We start from the raw sequence: 16,917 nt of genomic DNA, 5'->3' as shown, positions 1-16,917 counted from the left end.
CGGGTCCACCACCTGCCGTTCGAAGACCACGGGAACCCGGATCCTGACCGCCTGGCCCGAGGTGAAATGCGAGGTGGCCATGCCGTCGGGGTCGAGGAGCTCCAGAGGCTCGAAATAGGCGTCGGTGACGATGCCGCTGGGCCGGGTGTCGACGGATCTCTCGCTGGTGGACCGGTCCTCCCCGAGCAACTGGTGGTAGAGGGAGAGGGCGGGCTCGGTCGCGCCGTCGAACTTGAGCTCGCTGTCGTGGAGCACGACGGTCCGCGGGCAGAGGAGCCTGATGGCGTTCAGGTTGTGGCTGACCACCACGACGGTCGTACCCTGATCCTTGATCTCCCTCATCCGTTCGAAGCACTTGATCTGGAAGGCGAGGTCCCCGACCGCCAGGACCTCGTCGACCAGGAGAACGGCGGGATCGGCCATGATGGCGACGGCAAAGCCGAGTCGGACGAACATGCCGGACGAGTAGAACTTCACCGGTGTGTCGATGAAGGCGCCGACCTCGGCAAAGTCGACGATGCGATCGAGGCGCTGGTCGATCTCGGTCCGGGTGAGGCCGAGGATCGTCCCGTTGACGTAAACGTTCTCCCGTCCCGTCAACTCCCGGTGGAACCCGACCCCGACCGATATCAGCGGAGCGATCCGACCATGGACCGTCACTCTTCCCACCGTCGGTCCGGTCACCCCGGCCAGCATGCGGAGCATGGTGGACTTGCCCGACCCGTTCCTCCCCACCACCCCCACGCACTCACCAGCGCCGATCTCGAGGTCCAGGGGTCGGACCGCCCAGAGCTTGGTGGTACGCGTCTTGGCCCGCAGGCCGGCCAGCCGCGTGACCAGCATCGGGGCGTCCTGGTACTTGGTGTAGCGCTTCCCGGCCCCGGCCATCCTGATGAGCTGGGTGTCGGTCACAGCAGATCCACGAAGACCCGGTCGAAGCGCTGGTATAGGAGGAGGGCGGCGGCCAGCAGGGCTCCGGTCCACCCCAGTGTGCAGTAGAGGCTGGTGTGCCAGCCGGGATCGGGCCCCACGGAGGCGGCTCGGAACAGCTCGACCATCCCTGTCGTCGGCACCACCTCCATGATGCTGCGCAGCAGGTGGGGGGCCAGCTTGATCGGGTAGAGCACCGGTGAGACGTATATCCAGGCCGTGAGCGCGGCAGCGACCACGTACCTGAGGTCGCGGAAGTAGACCTGCAGGGCCGCCAGCACCACGCAGAGGGACGTGGTCAGCAGAACCATGAGGATGGTGGCGGGAACGAGCAGCACCCAGTTCAGGCCGAACTGGACATGGCCGATCAGGGCAAAGCCGAAGAGAATGACGAGGCCGGGCCCGAAGCCGTAGAGATTGGCGCCGACCGTCACCATCGGCAGGATCACCCGGGGGAAGTAGATCTTGGTGGCGATGTCCTGCCCGTCGACGATCGATCCCACCGCGCCCGGGAGCGAGCCGGAGAAGAAGATCCACGGCAGGATGCCGCTGTACACGAACGTCGGGTAGTTGCCCCCGGCTTGGATGCGGGCGATGTGGGAGAACACGAGAGCCAGGACCACGGCCTGGAACAGAGGCAGCACGACCGCCCACATCAGCCCGAACGACGCCCGGCGGTAGCGAACGAAGAAGTCCTTGCGGGACAGCATCAACAGGAGCCGCCGACTCCCCACCGTCCGGCGCACCAGATCGGCCACGCTGGTCGACTCACCCTGGAGGTCGAAGCCCTCCGCTGACGGCTGTTCGGCCGCCTCCCGGACGATGGCGCTCACCACGGTGTTCCCGCCCCCGGCACGCGAACGAGTGGCATGCAGGCGGGAACCCCTTGCTCTTCTCGGACCAGAGGGAGTGGCATCATGTCTCGGTGGGCCGGGTCGGTGATCCGGGATGAGTGGAGGACCCGCAGACTGTACCGTCCGCGGCGCCCTCACCGCGGAGCGGGTCGCGCCGGCCGCGGCCCCGCTGGAGGACGTGGGGGCGTCCTCCAGCGGCCGGATGTCCGTCCTGGCGCTCACCAACATGTATCCCCCTCATCACCTGGGTGGATACGAGCTGTCCTGCTGGGACGTCCTCCAGCGCTGGCGCGGCGCGGGACATCGGACATCCGTGCTCACCACCACCATGAGAGTTCCCGGGGTGCAGCAGCCCGATGACGCCGACGTCGACCGGTCGCTGCAGTTCTACTGGGACGATCACCGCCTGGTCACGCCGCCGCCCTGGAGGCGGTGGGGGATGGAGCGGTCGAACCAGGCGGCGCTGGCCGCGGCGCTCGATCGGGTCCGTCCCGACGTCGTCTCGGTGTGGAACGTGGGGGCGATGTCGCTCGGGCTGCTGACGACGGTGGCCGAGCGTCGCATCCCGATGGTCCTGGTCATATGTGACGACTGGCCGGTCTACGCCCCCGACATGGACGCGTGGAGCCGCATGTTCCGCGGCCGCCCGCGCCTGGCCCGGGTGGTGCGGAGGATGGGTGGACCGGCACCGGGCCCGCCGGATCTCGACGCGGTCGGCCCGGCCTGCTTCGTCAGCGAGTTCACCCGGGAACGGGCCCGGGCCTGGACCCGGTGGCGCTTCCCCTGCTCCGACGTCGTCTACAGCGGCATCGACCTGGCCGATTTTCCCCTCGCGGTGGCGACCGACGGGGCCGTGCCCGGGTCCGGGCCGTGGGCCTGGCGCCTGCTCTACGTGGGGCGGCTCGATCCGCGCAAGGGGATCGAGACCCTCCTGCGCGCCATGCCCCTGCTGCCCCAGGAGGCCACCCTCTCCGTCGTCGGCCGGGGACCCGAGGACTACGCCGGCCGGCTCCGGGAGCTGGCGGCCGAGCTGGGGATCTCCTCCCGTGTCCGCTTCAGCTCCGGGGACCGGGCCCAGCTGCGCCGCTTCTACGAAGAGGCGGATGTGTTCGTCTTCCCCAGCGAGTGGGACGAGCCCTTCGGGCTGGTGCCCGTCGAGGCCATGGCGTGCGCCGTGCCGGTCGTGGCCACCGGGACCGGGGGTTCGGCGGAGTTCCTGTCCCACGAGGGCAACTGCGTGGTGTACGAGGCCGGTGACGCCGGGTCCCTGGCGGCGGCGGCGACGCGTCTGGCGCTCGACGGGGACCTCCGACTCCGCCTGGTCGAGGGTGGCCTCCGGACCGCCACCGAGCTCAGCGTCGATCGGCTGGCCGAGGTGCTCGAGGCCTGGCACCGGGCGGCGGTGGACGATTTCCGGGACGGCAGGCCGCCTTCCCGCCCCGTTCCCTCCGGCTGAGCCCCGGCCCCGTTCCCCTCTACGCCGCCCGGCTCCGGGAGCGCAACACCCCCTGGTAGAGCTCGAGGTGAAGCGGGCCGACGGACTCCGCCCAGTCCCACTTCCGGGCGTGGCGCGAGCACCGCTCCGGCGTGCCGGGCTTGGAGGCCAGGGCGATCACGTCGACCAGCGCCCGGGCCAGGTCGGTGATGTCACCGGGGGAGACGGTCCGTCCGACGCCGTCGTCCGAGACGATCTCCGGCATGCCCCCGTCCCGCGTACAGACGACGGGGGTACCGGCCGCCAGCGACTCCACCAGCACCAGCCCGAAGGCCTCGCCAGTCGAGGGGAGCACGGTCAGGGTGGCGTCGCGGTAACGCCCGGGAACCTCGTCGGTGGAGCCCGGACCGAGATCCTCGACGTGCTCGGACACGGACGGGGCGGACGGCCCGAGGCGCTCCAGCGCCCAGGAGCTGTCCCCCTGGCCCGACAGCACCAGCCGGGCGTCGGGATGGGTCCCCAGGAGCTCGGCCAGGCCGAACACGGCCCGGTCGAGGCCCTTGCGGGGATCGCTGTAGGACGCCGAGAACAGGATCCGGGCCGGCGGTTTCCGGGGCGTGAGGTCGGGGGGGAACCGATCGCAGTGGACACCCGGAGGCAGCACGGCGGCGGGCCGCCCGAACAGGGCGGCCACCTGTCCGGCCGAGGCCCGGCTCAGGGCGGTCACCTGGTGGGCGGCCCGAACGGCGGCGCGGAAGACGCCCGGGTCGAACCGGCGGCCCCCCAGCTGGTCCGCCGTCGGGTGGCCGAGAACCGTGTAGACGGTCCGCTGCCCGGCCGCCCGGGCCGCCAGCGCCGCGGTCGGGGTCATGGCGTGGACCACGTCGTAGCGGCGCCGGACCAGGGTCGGCCAGATGGCGGCGCCGAAGCTCTCCACGTCGGTCACTCCGAACCGGGCCAGCCGGAAGCGCCGCGCGTGGCGCCTGCGGCGCACGACCGCGCCGTCGCCGCGGACCTCGACGCTGCTGTCGGCGTGGGTCCCGGTGAGGATGTCCACCTGGTTCCCCTGGGCTCGCAGCCATCCCGCCAGCTCGTCGACGTAGCGCTCTCCCCCTCGCCTGACCTCGGGCCAGCAGTAGGGATGGACGAGACCTATGGACAGACTCATGTCGCGTCAATCTCTAGCATCACCGAGTTCACCGCGCGCGGGCCCGACTTCGTCCCAACGCGCTCCGGTATCATTCCGGGCAATGCCCACCAGCTCGACCGTGAGCCGCGCTCTTTGGAGGCTGCGGTACCGGGCAGCTCCCGAGGTGGCCTCCGAGGTGCGTCGGCGGGCCGTGCTGGCCACCCATCACCACTGCCGACTCGAGGTCCCCCGCCAGGTCCGTCTGGGACCCCGGTTCCGCGTCGACATTCCCGACGACGGCACACTCATCGTCGGCCGGGGCTGTGAGTTCCGGGACGGGTTCACGTGTGAGATCTCGGGTTCGGGAAGAGTTGCCATCGGTGCCGGCAGCATCTTCACCGCCTCGGCGTTGGTGCAGTGCAGCACCAGCATCGAGATAGGAACGCGCTGCGTCTTCGGTCAGGCGTGCTTCATAGGTGACGGGAACCATCGGTTCCGCGACCACACCCGCCATATATTGGACCAGGGCTACGACTACCGCCCGATCGTCATCGAGGACGGCGTCATGGTCCTGTCGAAGTGCACCATCGTCAACAGCATCGGGCGGGGGTCGATCATCGGGGCCAACTCCGTGGTGGTCAAGCCGATACCCGCCTATTGCCTGGCGGTGGGCGCTCCCGCCCGGGTGATCCATTACTTCGGCCCCCCCGAGCTCCGGCCGGCGGAGCTGTGCGATTGAGCGCGCCCAGGGCGGCTGAGACAGACTCCTCCGTCCGGGACCAGGCGGGTTCCCGCTGGGCCGCCCCGGCGGACCTGATCGGAGACCGGGTGCGCAGCGCCAGCTTCGACGCAGCCGAGCCCGCCGTCTCGGTCGTGATGTCGACCTTCCAACGGTCCCAGTTCCTTCCCGACGTTCTCGCCGCCATCGAGATGCAGACTCTGCCGCCCGGTTCGTTCGAGGTGACCGTCGTCGACGACGGATCCGGTGACGGGACCTGGACCAGCCTGGTGGAGCTGGCCCTGCGCACCCCGATCGCCATGCAGGCCCTCCGGCTGGCGCGCAACGTCGGCGCCGGCACGGGCCGGGACGTCGGGGTGGCGGAGTCCCGTGCTCCGGTGGTCGTCTTCACCGACGATGACTGTGTACCGACTCCCACCTGGCTCAGCTCGTTGACCAGGCCGTTCCGTGTCTCCTCCGGGAACCAGCCGCCGCATCTGGTCGTGCAGGGAAAGACGGTGCCGTGGAGCGGGGACGAGGAGGGGGCGGGGGCCTGGGCCCGGAGCCTCTGGGTGCTGGGGCCGACCTGGTTGTTCGAGACGTGCAACATCGCCTACCGCCGCACCGATCTGCAGCAGGCGGGGTCGTTCATCGACCGCCGGGACGCCCCCAGCGTGTCGGCGGCCCGCCCCTTCGGTGAGGACGCCGAGCTCGGATGGAGGGTCATGGCCGGTGGGGCGGAGCTGCGTTTCGAGCCCGAGGCCGTGGTCGAGCACCGTCACTTCCCGGCTGGCTACGGTGACTTTCTGCGGGAGATCTGGAGGCGACAGGACTTCCCGGATCTGGTGTCGAGGCACGGCCTGGCCCGACGGGCCCTCTGGCGCCGGTACTTCCTGGCCCCCCGGACGGCGGCGTTCGACCTGGCAGTGGTCGCTGGCCTCGCAGCCGCGACCGCGCGCAAGGGGAAGCTGATGCTAGGCATCCTGCCGTGGGTCTGGCTGGCGTTGCCCGAGGCGGCCCACCGGACCGGGCGCCATCCCGGCGTACGGCTGGCCCAGCTCGCCATGGGAGACGCCGTCAGCCTGGTGTCACTGGTCCGGGGGAGTGTCCGGGCTCGCACCATGGTCCTTTGAACCCGGTGAGCCGCCTCTACTGGCGGCTGCGCGAGATCGACCCCGTCGTCTCGGCGCTCTCGCGGGCGAGGCGGCGGTGGCTGCTGGCCCGCCTGCGGGTGGTGGCTCTCTGGTACCGGGGTGAGGTGGACGTGTCGATATCCCCGAGCGCCCGTCTGGGCCGTCGGCTCCGGGTCGTCGTGGCCCCGGGTTCGCGTAGCACCCTGGTGGTGGGGGACAAGGCCATCATCGGCGACGACGTGCGGATGGTCCTCGAGGGAGGGCGCGCCGTCATCGGGGCACGCGCCGATCTGCGCCGGCTGATCACCCTGGTGGTGGGCGGGACGTTGGAGGTGGGGGACCAGGTCGTGTTGCAGACCGGCTGCTCCCTACACTGCGCCGACAGCCTGAGAATCGGTCGGCGCACCGGTGTGGGGGAGTTCACCACGGTCGTGGACTCGTCCCACCACTACACCTCCCCGGAGGAGTGGTTCGTCGACAACGTCCACACCTCTCCGGTGGTGATCGGAGCCGACTGCTGGATCGGCGCCAAGGTGACCATCGGGCGCGGCGTGACGGTGGGGGACTACGCCGTAATCGGGGCCAACTCTCTGGTGACCCGGCCCGTACCGATGGGACATCTGGTCGTCGGCGTGCCCGCCGAGGTCGTGCGTCCGGTGCGCCTGCCCTGGCGCGATCTGGAGGGGCCGGAACCGACCGGAGCGACCGGACCCGGCGGGCGGGCACCGGCCTAGAGCACGCTGTCGTAGAGCTCGTCGATCCGGGCGGCGCAGTCCCGCACGTCGAAGCGCCGGGCCCATCCCGGCCCCGCCCGGCCCAGTCTCTCCGCCAGCTCCCGGTCGACGAGCACGGCGGTCAGCGCCTCCGCCAGCCGGTGCGGATCGGCTTCGGGCACGACCAGCGCCGTCTCACCGTCCACGACGAACTCGGGGATGGCCCCGTGGCGCGTCGTCACGACGGGGCGGCCACTGGCCTGTGCCTCCAGGTTGACGATGAGGAGGCTCTCCACCGCGTCGTCAGGGGCGGTCCGGCTCGGGCTCACCACCACGGTCGCCTCCGCCATGGCCCGGCGGACCTCGAGGTGGGTCGGCGTCCGCTGTACCTCGACCCCGTCCCCCACCAGGAGGTGCTCCAGCGGGCCGTATCCGAGCAGGCGGAGACGGGCGGTGGGCACAGCCTTTCTCACCGCCGGCCAGGCCTGCAGCAGGACGTCTATGCCCTTCTTCTCCACGAAGCGACCGACGAAGAGGACCGTCGGGGGACCGGCCGGTAACGGACTGGGCGTGAACCACTCCGTGTCCACCCCCGACGGGATGACGTGGACCCGATCGGGGCGGCACCCGGCGGCCACGGCCAGATCGACCAGGAACCGTGAGGGGACGACGGCGGCCGAGACCGCGTCGAGCACCCCGTCGTAGATCCGGGGATGCTCCTCCACGTAGCCGGTGACGTCGTGGCCGTGCAGCGACACGACGACGGGGGCGCGGAGGAGGCGGCCCGCCTGCATCACCTCGTGGAGCCGGTAACCGTGGTGGACGTGGATGAGCCGGGCCCGGTGGCGCGTGGCGACGGCCGCGAGGGAAAGGGTCACCGCCGGCCGCCTCATGCGGAACGGCAGGGGAGAGCAGAACCGGTCCAGCGACACCAGCGGCTGGAACGGGAAGCGGTCCACGTTCTCCACGGGCAGTCGCGAGACCACCACTCCGGAATGGCGCAGCCGCGAGACGATGCCGTGCACGAACTGCTCGGAGGGCCGCAGCCAGGTGTCGATGAACTGGAGCACGGCCGGGGTCCGGCCCTTCATCAGCGCCGTCCCCCGGGCTCACCCAGCAGCTCGAGCGCCCGGGTCAGGATGGCGATCCGGGCCCGGGCGGCCGGGAGGGGCGCGTGATGGTCGATGAGCGCCTGGCGGCCCGCACGACCCATGGCAGCTCGGCGCTCCACGTCCAGCAGCAGATCCGCCAGCGCCGCGGCGAAGTCGTCGACCGGCGCCAGGGCGATGTCCCGGCCGTCGGCCACCGCCAGGCCCTCCGCCCCCGCCGCCGTCGTGACGACGGGAAGCCCGAGGGCCAGGGCCTCGAGCACCTTGACCTTGGGCCCGCTGGAGTCCGGGCAGGGGAACGGCATGACGGCAGCCTGGCTCAGGACCTCGGTGGAGTCCGTCACCGGCCCGAGCATCTCCACTCCGGCCAGGGGGCCGGGCGCGATCTGGTCGGAGTTCCGCCCCGCCACCATGAGCCTGGCTCCGGGGACCCGGCGCCGGACCTCGGGCCAGCACCGCAGCAGCCACTCCAGCGCCTGCCGGTTGGGAGCCCAGTCCCAGTTGGCGATGAGCGCCGCCACGGGGGCCTCCACGATCGGCAACGGCTCCTCGGGGGCCTCGTAGGCCATCGGAACCGCGAAGGCCGGCGCCGGCAGGGCGCGCGCCACCCGCTCCGAGTAGGCCAGAACGATGCCGGCGTGCCGGACGTTCCAGCGCTCGCTGCGATGGTCCTGGTAGTCCTTGCGCCGCCAGTGGCCGAGGGCATCACGGTCCAGCTGGGTGAGGTAGTGCTGGGTCAGGACGGACGGACGGGCCGTGCGCACGGCCGGAAACGACAACGGGTCGTCCGCCACGGCCAGTGCCCCCGCCGGCGGCTCCCAGTCGAGCCGGATGGACTCCCACCGGGGCCGGATCAGCCCCCTGACCTTGGCGCCGAGGCGCGACTCGGCGGGCAGCGGTTGCCACTGGCACCAATCGGGGAGCTCCCGCACGGGAGGCTCCGGCCACCATGAGCAGACGTCCACCCGGTGACCGTCCTGGAGCAGGCCCCGGCACAGAGCCCAGAGGATCCGGCCCGACGACGTCCCGTCGGGGTCCGGGAGATGCCGGCTTACGATGCCCAGGTGCACGCAGTGACCCCGGAGTCCGTGCCCGTTGCGGTGGTGGTCTGCACGCGCGACCGGCCGGCCATGCTCGAAGGGGCGCTCACCGCGCTTCGGCAGGCCCTGCGGCCGGGTGACGAGGCGGTGGTGGTCGACTCGGCGTCGACGGCCCCGACCACGGCCGCAGTGGCGCGTGCTGCCGGCTTCGAGGTGGTCCGGTGCGACGAACCGGGGGCGTCACGGGCGCGCAACGCCGGGGCGCGGAGCACCGCCGCTCCGATCGTCGCCTTCACCGATGACGACTGCCGCGTGCTGCCCGACTGGACCTCAGCCATCGCCGCGGCTTTCCAGGATCCGGCGGTGGGCTTCGTCTCCGGACGGGTGCTGCCGGACCGGTCGGAGGGCCCGACCGTGTCGGCCGAGGGCAGCCAGGAGCGGCGCCGTTTCGTCGGCAACCAGGATCCCCACGACATCGGGCACGGTGCCAGCATGGCGTTCCGGAGACAGGCCCTCGGCGCGGCGGGGGGCTTCGACGAGCGGCTCGGGGCGGGGGTCCGCCTGCGGGGCGCCGAGGACAAGGACGTGTTCTGGCGGCTGCTCCGCCGGGGATGGGTCGGCGTGTACGAGCCGTCGGTGACGGTGACCCACGTCCAGTGGCGCGGGCGCCTCCAGACGGCGCGAACCAACTTCGGGTACGGCCTCGGCGCCGGGGCCTTCGCCGCCAAGGTGGCCCGCCTCGACGGCGACATCGGGCGGCGGATGCTCATCGATCGGGCCTGGCTGCACGGGGTGAGGGCGGTCGGCCGGGCTGCCCGCCGGCGGCACAAGCAGGGCATGGTCGACAGCCTGGCCTGGACGGCCGGAGTGACGATCGGAGCGGTACCGGGGGCGTTGCTGCCACTCGAAGGTGACCGTTTCCGCTCCTAGAGCCCGGCTGCGGGAGCGGGCCAGACGAGACGCCACCGCCGCCACGGCCCCTCCTTGCGCCGGAAGGGCGGGACGAGCAGGGAAACGGCGAAGCCGATGAGGAGTCCCGCCACCGGCGCGGTGCGGAAGCCGGTGGGCTTGCCGATCTGGATGCCAGGCACAGCATGGACGGTGAAGCCGGGGACGATGTTCCCGCTCGTGACGCTTGCCCGGACCACCGCCTGGGTCTCGGCCGCGGTCGGGCTGGTGACCTCGACCTCCCCGGTTCCCAGGGCGGGCTCGTCGTCCCGACAGAAGACCTTGGCGCCCGGCGGCACCGGCTGGGCCGAGAGGGAGTCGCATACCGAGTTGGTCAGCAGCTCGCCGACGAATCCGAGGTTGACGCCGTTGGCGGGGAGCCGGCTCAGGGGCAGCGACTCGAACTTGTAGGCCGCAGTGGCGTGGGACGGCGCGAACGCGGACAACAGCACACCGGTGGCCAGCCCCACGACCGGGGCCCCGACCCGCAGCAGCCACCGACCCACGTACGGCTGGGTCGGTGGTGGGGTACGGGCCCGTTCCCCGACGGCGATGCCGAGCGCCACCATCATCCACAGCGCCAGGGTGGACGCCTCCTGGGTGAACATGTCGTATCCGATCGGGGCCACCAGCGACGTGAGCACCCCGGCCACCGCCGCCGCTCCGATCACCCTTCCGGCCCCGGAGGGGGCCCGGACGCTTCCGGCCGTGCTGAACAGGGCGGTGGCCAGCATGACCAGGAAGGCGACGGACCCGATGATGCCGAGGGTGCCGTAGATCGTCAGGTAGGACGAGTCGGTCCCGTTGACCCCCACCGTCCGCAGGCCGGTCCAGCCCACCCCGACGTACGGCCTCGCTGCTGTCGCGCCCATGATCAGCGGAAGGCGGGCCACCCGCACCGCCACCGAGCCGGACTGCTCGGCCCCGGCGGAGAACGGGTGCGTCACCACCGTCGTCAACAGCCCGGCGACGCAGCCCAGGACGATCAGGACTAGCAGGTACGGGGTCAACCGCGGGTGGAAGCGGGACACGACGAGGAGGGCCACCACGCCCCCGGCCAGCCCGACGAGCGGGGTGCGGGACTGTGACCACAGGATGGCCACCACGACGGCGCCGGGCGCGATGCGCAGGAGGGGCCGCCAGTGGGACCGGACGAACGGGACCACCGCCAGCAGGACGGGAAAGAGGATGGCGCTCACCCAGCCGAAGGACAGGGCAAAGGAATCTGCGGCCCGGACCCGGACGCCTCCTCCCCGGAGCTCGAGGGGTATGGCGCCTCCGGAGTCGATCAGGGTCGGCTCCCCCTTGAACCACCAGCGTGCATAGCTGGAGTGGTCGAAGTGCTCGCCGATGGCGATGGCGGCCGTCGCGACGAGGACGAAGCCGAGGGCCTTGCCGACCCACAGATCGTCGTCGATGGCCCTGATGGCTCCGAGCACCGACCAGAAGAACACCAGCTGGTCCACCCAGATTGACCAGTCGTGCAGCGAGGCTTCGAGCCCGATGGTGGGGGAGCCCAGGGCCACCCCGTCGACGAAGCCGACCACGACGAAGGCCATCAGGACGAGGTGCATCCGGCGGGGCCGGAAGTCCCTGAAGTCCATCTCCCGGCGGGCCAGGCGGCGCACCATGCCGAGGGCGAAGAACACGATCACCGCCCGGATCACGGGCACCTGGGAGGTGCCGATGAACTGGCGGGGCACGATGAGCGTGTCGGGAACCAGGAACGCGACGGCCAGGACGGTGACCAGCGCGACCTTCAGGCGGGCACGGAACGCGACCGCGCAGGCGAGAACGACCACGGCCAGTGTGCCGAGGGCGGGCATGGCGGGGTGGTGTTCGGCTCAGCCCGTACGCCAGAGGCGCCTGGTCAGCACCATCTGGGCGATGCTGTAGGAGATGAGCCAGGCGAGGATGGCCGTCACGGCGCCGATCGCCGCCACCCGGCTCGAGCTGGGACCGATCTTCACCCCGCCCCCGGCCGGCTGGATGATCCTTATCTCCAGCTTGTCCTCGGCGGCCACGTTGATCTGGGACTGCTCGGCCTGGACGTAGCGACCGATGGCCTGGGCCATGGCTCCCGCCACCTTGCGGGCGACGACGGGGTTGCCGGACTGTCCGGCAACCTGCAGGGTGAGCGAGTTCTGGCCCGCCGTCACCTGCTCGTCGGAAACCACGGTGGATACGGGCAGGGCCGCCAGGCCGGCCGCGTCGGTCACGATCGGCGCCGTCCCCGCCAGCGCCACGTACTTCTGACGGAGGTCCGACAGCTTCACTATGACGCCTTCGTTGCCGCTGGCCGCGATGGCAACGGGCTGGTCCATGAGCAGGATCGCCTGGCTGCGGTAGGTGGCCGGTCTGGTGTGGGCGACGGCAGCGGCGCCCCCGCCGGCGACGATCGCGACAGCGATCGCCACCATGACGCTGATCAGGAGCGGTTGCGCCAGGCGTTCCCAGAACAGGGAGAGGGACAGAACCCGGGGCCCGGGCTTCACCGGGCGAACCGGGGGGTCCTCGCTCGTGTCCATGGGTCGATCGTCCTCGGGAAGTGGCGCGCGCGCCGGCCGGCGCAGAGCAGCCCAAAGTATGGCGTCGGGAGTTCTCCGCGTGAAATCAACGGGTCGGCTCGGCCGGCCGGCGGCGGGGCCACCACTACACTCGCAGGCCGGCCAGTTGAGGAGCGATACCGGAGTGAGGTCGAGGGCATCCGGATCTCTGGTCTCGGTGGTGCTGCCGACGAGAAACCGGCCCGACGCCCTGGGATCCGCCCTCCGCTCCGTCCTCGAGCAGACCTACCGGAGCCTGGAGGTCGTGGTCGTGGACGACGCCTCCGAGCCCGACGTCGCCGAGGTGGTCGAGAGGGTGGCCGGCGGAGACCCCCGCGTGGTCCTCACCCGCCTGGAGCGTCGCAGTGGGGCGGCGCGCGCCCGCAACATCGGCCTGGAGCGGGCGTCGGGAGAGCTGGTGGCGTTCCTGGACGACGACGATCTCTGGCTGCCGACCAAGCTGGCCCGACAGGTCGACTACCTGGACTCCCACCCCGACGTGGGTCTGGTCTCGTGCGACTACGAGCTGTCGTCGGGTGACCCGGGTGGCGGCGTGCTGTACCGCGGTCCGAACGCCTTCACCGCCGAGCAGGTCCAGTGGATGAACTTTCCGGGCAGCTTCTCGTTCGTCATGGCCCGTCGCGACCTGGTCGACGGTGAGCTCCGCCTCGACGAGAGCTTCCCGAGCGTGGAGGACTGGGATCTCTGGCTGCGGTGTGGACGTCGAGCGCGCTTCGGGGTGGTGCAGGAGCCGCTCGTGCGCCACGTGCGCCACGGAGGCCTGTCCCGACCCGAGTCGGAGCAGCGGGGCCTGGAGGTCTTCATCGCCAAGCACGGCCCCACGCTCCCCCCGGAGTGCAGGGTGTACCTGCGGGCCCATCTGAAGATGCTGTCGGGGGAGGGGTGGAGGCACGCCGCCGCGGTGGCGCGGTCGATGTTCACCCGCTCCCTGGGCGTGTCCGGCCTCCTGGTGTGCGAGCAGACCGCCGAGCAGCTCGGGGAGCTGCGCCGCGACCCCGGGCTGGTGGCCCGGGCCATGGCCCGCCTGATCGGCCCGGGAGGGCGGCTTCGGGTGCGATCGACATGAGCGACGTGGTCGCGCCCCCGGACGTGGTCATCGACGCGGACGTCCTCGGACGCCAACGGACCGGTGACGAGACCCACGTCCACCAGCTCCTGGTCGGACTGGCGGACGGGGACCCGGGACTGACCGTCGGCGCCGTCACCCGCTGGCCCGCAATGGTCCCGGAAGGGGTGACGGCCTACCAGCTCGACCCGGTCCACCAGCTCACCCGGATGATCTGGCAGCTCCCCCGCCTCCTGGGACGCATCCGGCCCCGCCTCGCCCACTTCCAGTACGTGGTGCCGCCGTTGTACCGGGGTCGTTCGGTCGTCACGGTCCACGATCTGTCCTACGAGCTCCTCCCCGAGCTCGAGGACCGCTTCGACGGGTGGGCGCTGCGCCGGCTGGTCCCGCCGTCCATCCGTCGTTCCGAGCTGGTGTTCACCGTCTCGGAGTGGACCAAAAGTGACATCGTGAGCCGCTACGGGGTCCCACCGGAGAAGATCGTGGTGACGCTCAACGGCGTGTCCGACCGGTTCACGCCGCGAGGCCCCCGGCCCGCCCGCCCGCCCTACCTTCTCTTCGTCGGCGCCCTCCGCCCCCGGAAGGATCCGTTGGCGGCCCTCGAGGCGTTCGTCCGCCTCGGCGAGGACGATCTGCACCTGGTCATGGTCGGGCCCGACAGGGGACTCCGGGCCGAGGTGGAGTCGTTCGTCGACAGGAGCGGCATCCGCCGCCGGGTGGAGATCAAGGGCCACGTGGACGACGACGAGCTGGCGTCTCTCTACCGGGGGGCGCGCTGTGTCGTCCTGCCGACCCGCTACGAGGGCTTCGGCCTGCCGGTCGTCGAGGCGATGGCGTCGGGCGTGCCGGTGGTCTCGACGACCGCCGGGTCCATCCCCGAGGTGGCCGGCACCGCCGCCGTCCTGGTGCCGCCCCGGGACCCGGGAGCCCTGGCCGACGGCATCCGCACGGCTCTGGCGGATGCCCCCGCCCTCGTCGCCCAGGGTCTGGAACGGGCGGCCCGGTTCAACTGGGCCGAGGTGGTCGGGCGGGTCCTGGAGGGGTACCGGTCGGTCCTGGGCTGAGGCCCTCCTGGTTGGTCAGCCCCCTGGTCAGCAGGGCACCCCCAGGCCCCGGTACACGCCCGCGGTCACGGCGGCGGTGGCGGACCACGAATAGGCCCCGGCCCGCTCCCGCCCCGCCGCCGCCATCTCCGACCTGAGCGCTTCGTCGGCCACCAGGGACGAGATGGCCGCGGCCAGGGCCGCTTCGTCCCGCGGCGGGGTGAGGACGGCCGCCCCGGCCAGGTTCTCCTCCAGGGCCGGGATCCGGTAGGCGACCACCGCCGCCCCGCAGGCCATCGCCTCCAGCGGGGGCAGGCCGAACCCCTCGTAGAGGGAGGGGTAGGCCACGAGCGTGGCCGCTCCGTACAGCGCCGGCAGGTCGCTGCCGGCCACGTAGCCGAGGGTGATGGCGGGCGCCGGCGGGGGGAGGCGGCCGATCCGGCCGGCCAGGACCAGGGGCAGCCCCACCCGGGCGCAGGCCGCGGCCAGGGTGGCGACGTCCTTCCTGGGCTCCAGGGTCCCGACATGGAGGGCAAATCGCTCGGGCAGGGCGAACCGCCGCCTCACGGCGTCCACCGCCTCCGCCGGGGGTGGCCTGAAGCGGGGGCCGGGGGCCAGCAGGGAAACCACGGCCTGGCGCCGAAATCTCGCGGCGATGCGATCGGCGGTAAATGCGGACACAGCGATGAGGACGTCGGCCCGGTGGATGGCATGACGCGCCACCGCCCGGTTCCCCACGACCCATCCCCGTGCGAAGGCCCACGGGACGTCGAACACCGCCAGGTCGTGGATCGTGGCCACGCTGGGCGCCTGCGGGCGGGCCGGGACGTGCACGTCGAGCCCGTGGACCAGGTCGGCCGGACCCAGGCTCCTGGCTCCCTCCAGCAGGTACCGGACGCCGTGACGAGGGGGGCGGAGCTCGGGCCGGATCTCCGGAGGCAGCTCGTGGGCGGCGTCGGGACGCACCCGCGCCACGAGCTCGGCGCGCACCTGCGGCACGAGGGCCCGCAGCAGCTCGCGCGCATAGGTCTGAACGCCGCTTCCTTCCGGCTGGAGGGCTAGGGCGTTGAGTACGACTCTCGGTGCCACTGTCGCCATCCTGCCAGCCGACCTGGCGGGTCACGCCCCGAAGGCGACGGCCCGGACACAGTCGGTCAGCGTCATCGTGGTCACGCATCAGTCGGCCGGGTACATCCGCTCCTGTCTGGCCAGCCTGCGCCGGCACCCGGCCGCCGTCGATCAGGAGGTCATCGTCGTCGACAACGCGTCGACCGACGGGACGGCAGAGATAGTCGCGTCAGAGTTCCCCGAGGCGCGCTTGGTGGTGGCCCCCGGGCGCCGGGGCTTCGCCGCCAACTGCAACCACGGCGCCAGCGTGGCGACGGGTCAGACCCTCTTCTTCCTCAATCCCGACGCCCGGGTCGCCGACGGGACCATCGACGCCCTGCTGGCCGCCCTCGATTCGGACGACTCGATCGGCCTGGCCGGGCCGTGTCTCGTGTATCCCGACGGCAGCCCGCAACCGTCGGCCCGCCGGTTCCCGACCGTTTCCGCCACCATCGTCCGGCGTACTCCGGTCCGCTGGCTCCTCCGGGACTCCCGCCACGAGCGGCGCCACCTGATGGTCGACCTCCGCGACGAGTACGCCTCGAGTGGTCCGGTCGTGCTCCGGCCCGTTGACTGGCTGCTGGGGGCGGCATTCGTGGTGCGGGCGGACATGTACCGGTCGTTGGGCGCCATGGACGAGTCGTACCGCCTGTACTGCGAGGACATCGACCTGTGCTGGCGGGTGTGGAAGTCCGGCCGGGAGGTCGTTCAGGTGACCAGCGTGGCCGTCGAGCACGATCTCGGAGAACTGACGCGCAAGAAGTTCGTCACCCGGGCAACCATCTGGCACTACCGGAGCATGTTCCGCTTTGTCAGGAAGAACGGTCTGCGCGCTCCGTGCAGGTCCCGCGCCGGCCAAGAGGTACGAAGCCGGCCTTAGGCAGCTCTCTCTGTGACAACTGGGGGTCACGTGGCTAGAAGGAGCAGGAGGTGGATGGTCGGCGCCCTGGTGGGCGCCGTCCTGATCGGGACGATGGTGGGCGGGCGCACCGCGGCGCACGCCCAGCCCGACGGCCGGGGCTACTGGCTGGTGGCCTCGGACGGGGGCATCTTCAGCTTCGGTGACGCCACCTTCCACGGATCGACGGGGGCCATGCGGCTCAACAAGCCCGTCGTCGGCATGGC

17 protein-coding genes are annotated in these 16,917 nt (G+C 71.6%); 9 read left to right on the top strand and 8 right to left on the bottom strand.

Annotated features, from left to right (window positions below; genetic code table 11):
• Together VFW24_05535 and VFW24_05530 are read right to left on the bottom strand one after the other, a co-directional pair.
• The coding region (locus VFW24_05535; protein ID HEX5266215.1) for an ABC transporter ATP-binding protein at positions 1 to 912 on the bottom strand (912 nt) is incomplete at its 3' end.
• Positions 909 to 1,763 (bottom strand): ABC transporter permease, encoded by an 855-nt coding sequence (locus VFW24_05530; protein ID HEX5266214.1) that lies wholly within the window; start codon positions 1,761 to 1,763, stop codon positions 909 to 911. The genes VFW24_05530 and VFW24_05535, both read right to left, overlap by 4 nt.
• Positions 1,764 to 1,986: 223 nt before the next feature.
• Here VFW24_05530 and VFW24_05525 point away from each other — a divergent pair, with 223 nt between their 5' ends.
• Entirely contained in the window at positions 1,987 to 3,240 is a 1,254-nt protein-coding gene (locus tag VFW24_05525; protein ID HEX5266213.1) for a glycosyltransferase family 4 protein, read from the top strand.
• Positions 3,241 to 3,259: 19 nt separating this feature from the next.
• On the opposite strand, the gene VFW24_05520 is transcribed toward VFW24_05525, so the two are convergent.
• Positions 3,260 to 4,387, bottom strand: a complete 1,128-nt coding sequence (locus VFW24_05520) for a glycosyltransferase family 4 protein (protein ID HEX5266212.1) — start codon at positions 4,385 to 4,387, stop codon at positions 3,260 to 3,262.
• A gap of 82 nt (positions 4,388 to 4,469) precedes the next feature.
• On the opposite strand from VFW24_05520, the gene VFW24_05515 reads away from it, so the two are divergent.
• The 3 genes from VFW24_05515 (at position 4,470) to VFW24_05505 (ending at position 6,933) form a co-directional block, all read left to right on the top strand.
• Positions 4,470 to 5,087, top strand: a complete 618-nt coding sequence (locus VFW24_05515) for an acyltransferase (GenBank protein HEX5266211.1) — start codon at positions 4,470 to 4,472, stop codon at positions 5,085 to 5,087.
• Positions 5,088 to 5,176: 89 nt separating this feature from the next.
• Positions 5,177 to 6,199: a glycosyltransferase gene (locus VFW24_05510; GenBank protein ID HEX5266210.1), complete on the top strand. Its 1,023-nt coding sequence runs from the start codon at positions 5,177 to 5,179 to the stop codon at positions 6,197 to 6,199.
• A 5-nt stretch (positions 6,200 to 6,204) separates the two neighbouring features.
• Entirely contained in the window at positions 6,205 to 6,933 is a 729-nt protein-coding gene (locus VFW24_05505; GenBank protein HEX5266209.1) for an acyltransferase, read from the top strand.
• Here the strand turns inward: VFW24_05505 and VFW24_05500 are convergent.
• Positions 6,930 to 8,003, bottom strand: a complete 1,074-nt coding sequence (locus VFW24_05500; protein ID HEX5266208.1) for a glycosyltransferase — start codon at positions 8,001 to 8,003, stop codon at positions 6,930 to 6,932. The genes VFW24_05505 and VFW24_05500 overlap by 4 nt on opposite strands.
• Positions 8,003 to 9,091 carry a glycosyltransferase gene (locus VFW24_05495; GenBank protein HEX5266207.1) on the bottom strand — a complete coding sequence of 363 codons (1,089 nt, stop codon included), beginning with the start codon at positions 9,089 to 9,091 and terminating at the stop codon, positions 8,003 to 8,005. The genes VFW24_05500 and VFW24_05495 overlap by 1 nt, the downstream gene beginning before the upstream one ends.
• Here VFW24_05495 and VFW24_05490 point away from each other — a divergent pair.
• On the top strand, positions 9,086 to 9,991 hold the full coding sequence (locus VFW24_05490) for a glycosyltransferase (protein ID HEX5266206.1): 906 nt from the start codon (positions 9,086 to 9,088) through the stop codon (positions 9,989 to 9,991). The two genes, VFW24_05495 and VFW24_05490, sit on opposite strands and share 6 nt — an antisense overlap.
• On the opposite strand, the gene VFW24_05485 is transcribed toward VFW24_05490, so the two are convergent.
• Positions 9,988 to 11,835, bottom strand: a complete 1,848-nt coding sequence (locus VFW24_05485) for a hypothetical protein (protein ID HEX5266205.1) — start codon at positions 11,833 to 11,835, stop codon at positions 9,988 to 9,990. The two genes, VFW24_05490 and VFW24_05485, sit on opposite strands and share 4 nt — an antisense overlap.
• 18 nt (positions 11,836 to 11,853) lie before the next feature.
• Positions 11,854 to 12,537, bottom strand: coding sequence for a hypothetical protein (locus VFW24_05480; protein ID HEX5266204.1), 684 nt, complete (start codon positions 12,535 to 12,537; stop codon positions 11,854 to 11,856).
• Positions 12,538 to 12,700: 163 nt separating this feature from the next.
• Between VFW24_05480 and VFW24_05475 the strand changes: the two genes are divergently transcribed.
• On the top strand, positions 12,701 to 13,642 hold the full coding sequence (locus tag VFW24_05475) for a glycosyltransferase family A protein (protein ID HEX5266203.1): 942 nt from the start codon (positions 12,701 to 12,703) through the stop codon (positions 13,640 to 13,642).
• Positions 13,639 to 14,706 carry a glycosyltransferase family 1 protein gene (locus VFW24_05470; protein HEX5266202.1) on the top strand — a complete coding sequence of 356 codons (1,068 nt, stop codon included), beginning with the start codon at positions 13,639 to 13,641 and terminating at the stop codon, positions 14,704 to 14,706. The genes VFW24_05475 and VFW24_05470 overlap by 4 nt, the downstream gene beginning before the upstream one ends.
• Positions 14,707 to 14,733: 27 nt before the next feature.
• Here the strand turns inward: VFW24_05470 and VFW24_05465 are convergent, their stop codons facing one another.
• The gene (locus tag VFW24_05465) at positions 14,734 to 15,774 is read right to left on the bottom strand and encodes a glycosyltransferase family 1 protein (protein ID HEX5266201.1); all 1,041 of its coding nucleotides are present in this window, start codon (positions 15,772 to 15,774) and stop codon (positions 14,734 to 14,736) included.
• On the opposite strand from VFW24_05465, the gene VFW24_05460 reads away from it, so the two are divergent.
• Both VFW24_05460 and VFW24_05455 read left to right on the top strand, forming a co-directional pair.
• Positions 15,752 to 16,672 carry a glycosyltransferase family 2 protein gene (locus VFW24_05460; protein ID HEX5266200.1) on the top strand — a complete coding sequence of 307 codons (921 nt, stop codon included), beginning with the start codon at positions 15,752 to 15,754 and terminating at the stop codon, positions 16,670 to 16,672. The two genes, VFW24_05465 and VFW24_05460, sit on opposite strands and share 23 nt — an antisense overlap.
• 54 nt (positions 16,673 to 16,726) lie before the next feature.
• The coding region (locus VFW24_05455) for a hypothetical protein (GenBank protein HEX5266199.1) at positions 16,727 to 16,917 on the top strand (191 nt) is incomplete at its 3' end.

The organism is Acidimicrobiales bacterium (assembly GCA_036273495.1).
Lineage (GTDB): Bacteria > Actinomycetota > Acidimicrobiia > Acidimicrobiales > JAJPHE01 > DASSEU01.
Note: the sequence above shows the minus strand (reverse complement) of the source record. Positions and strands in the feature narration are given on the sequence as shown.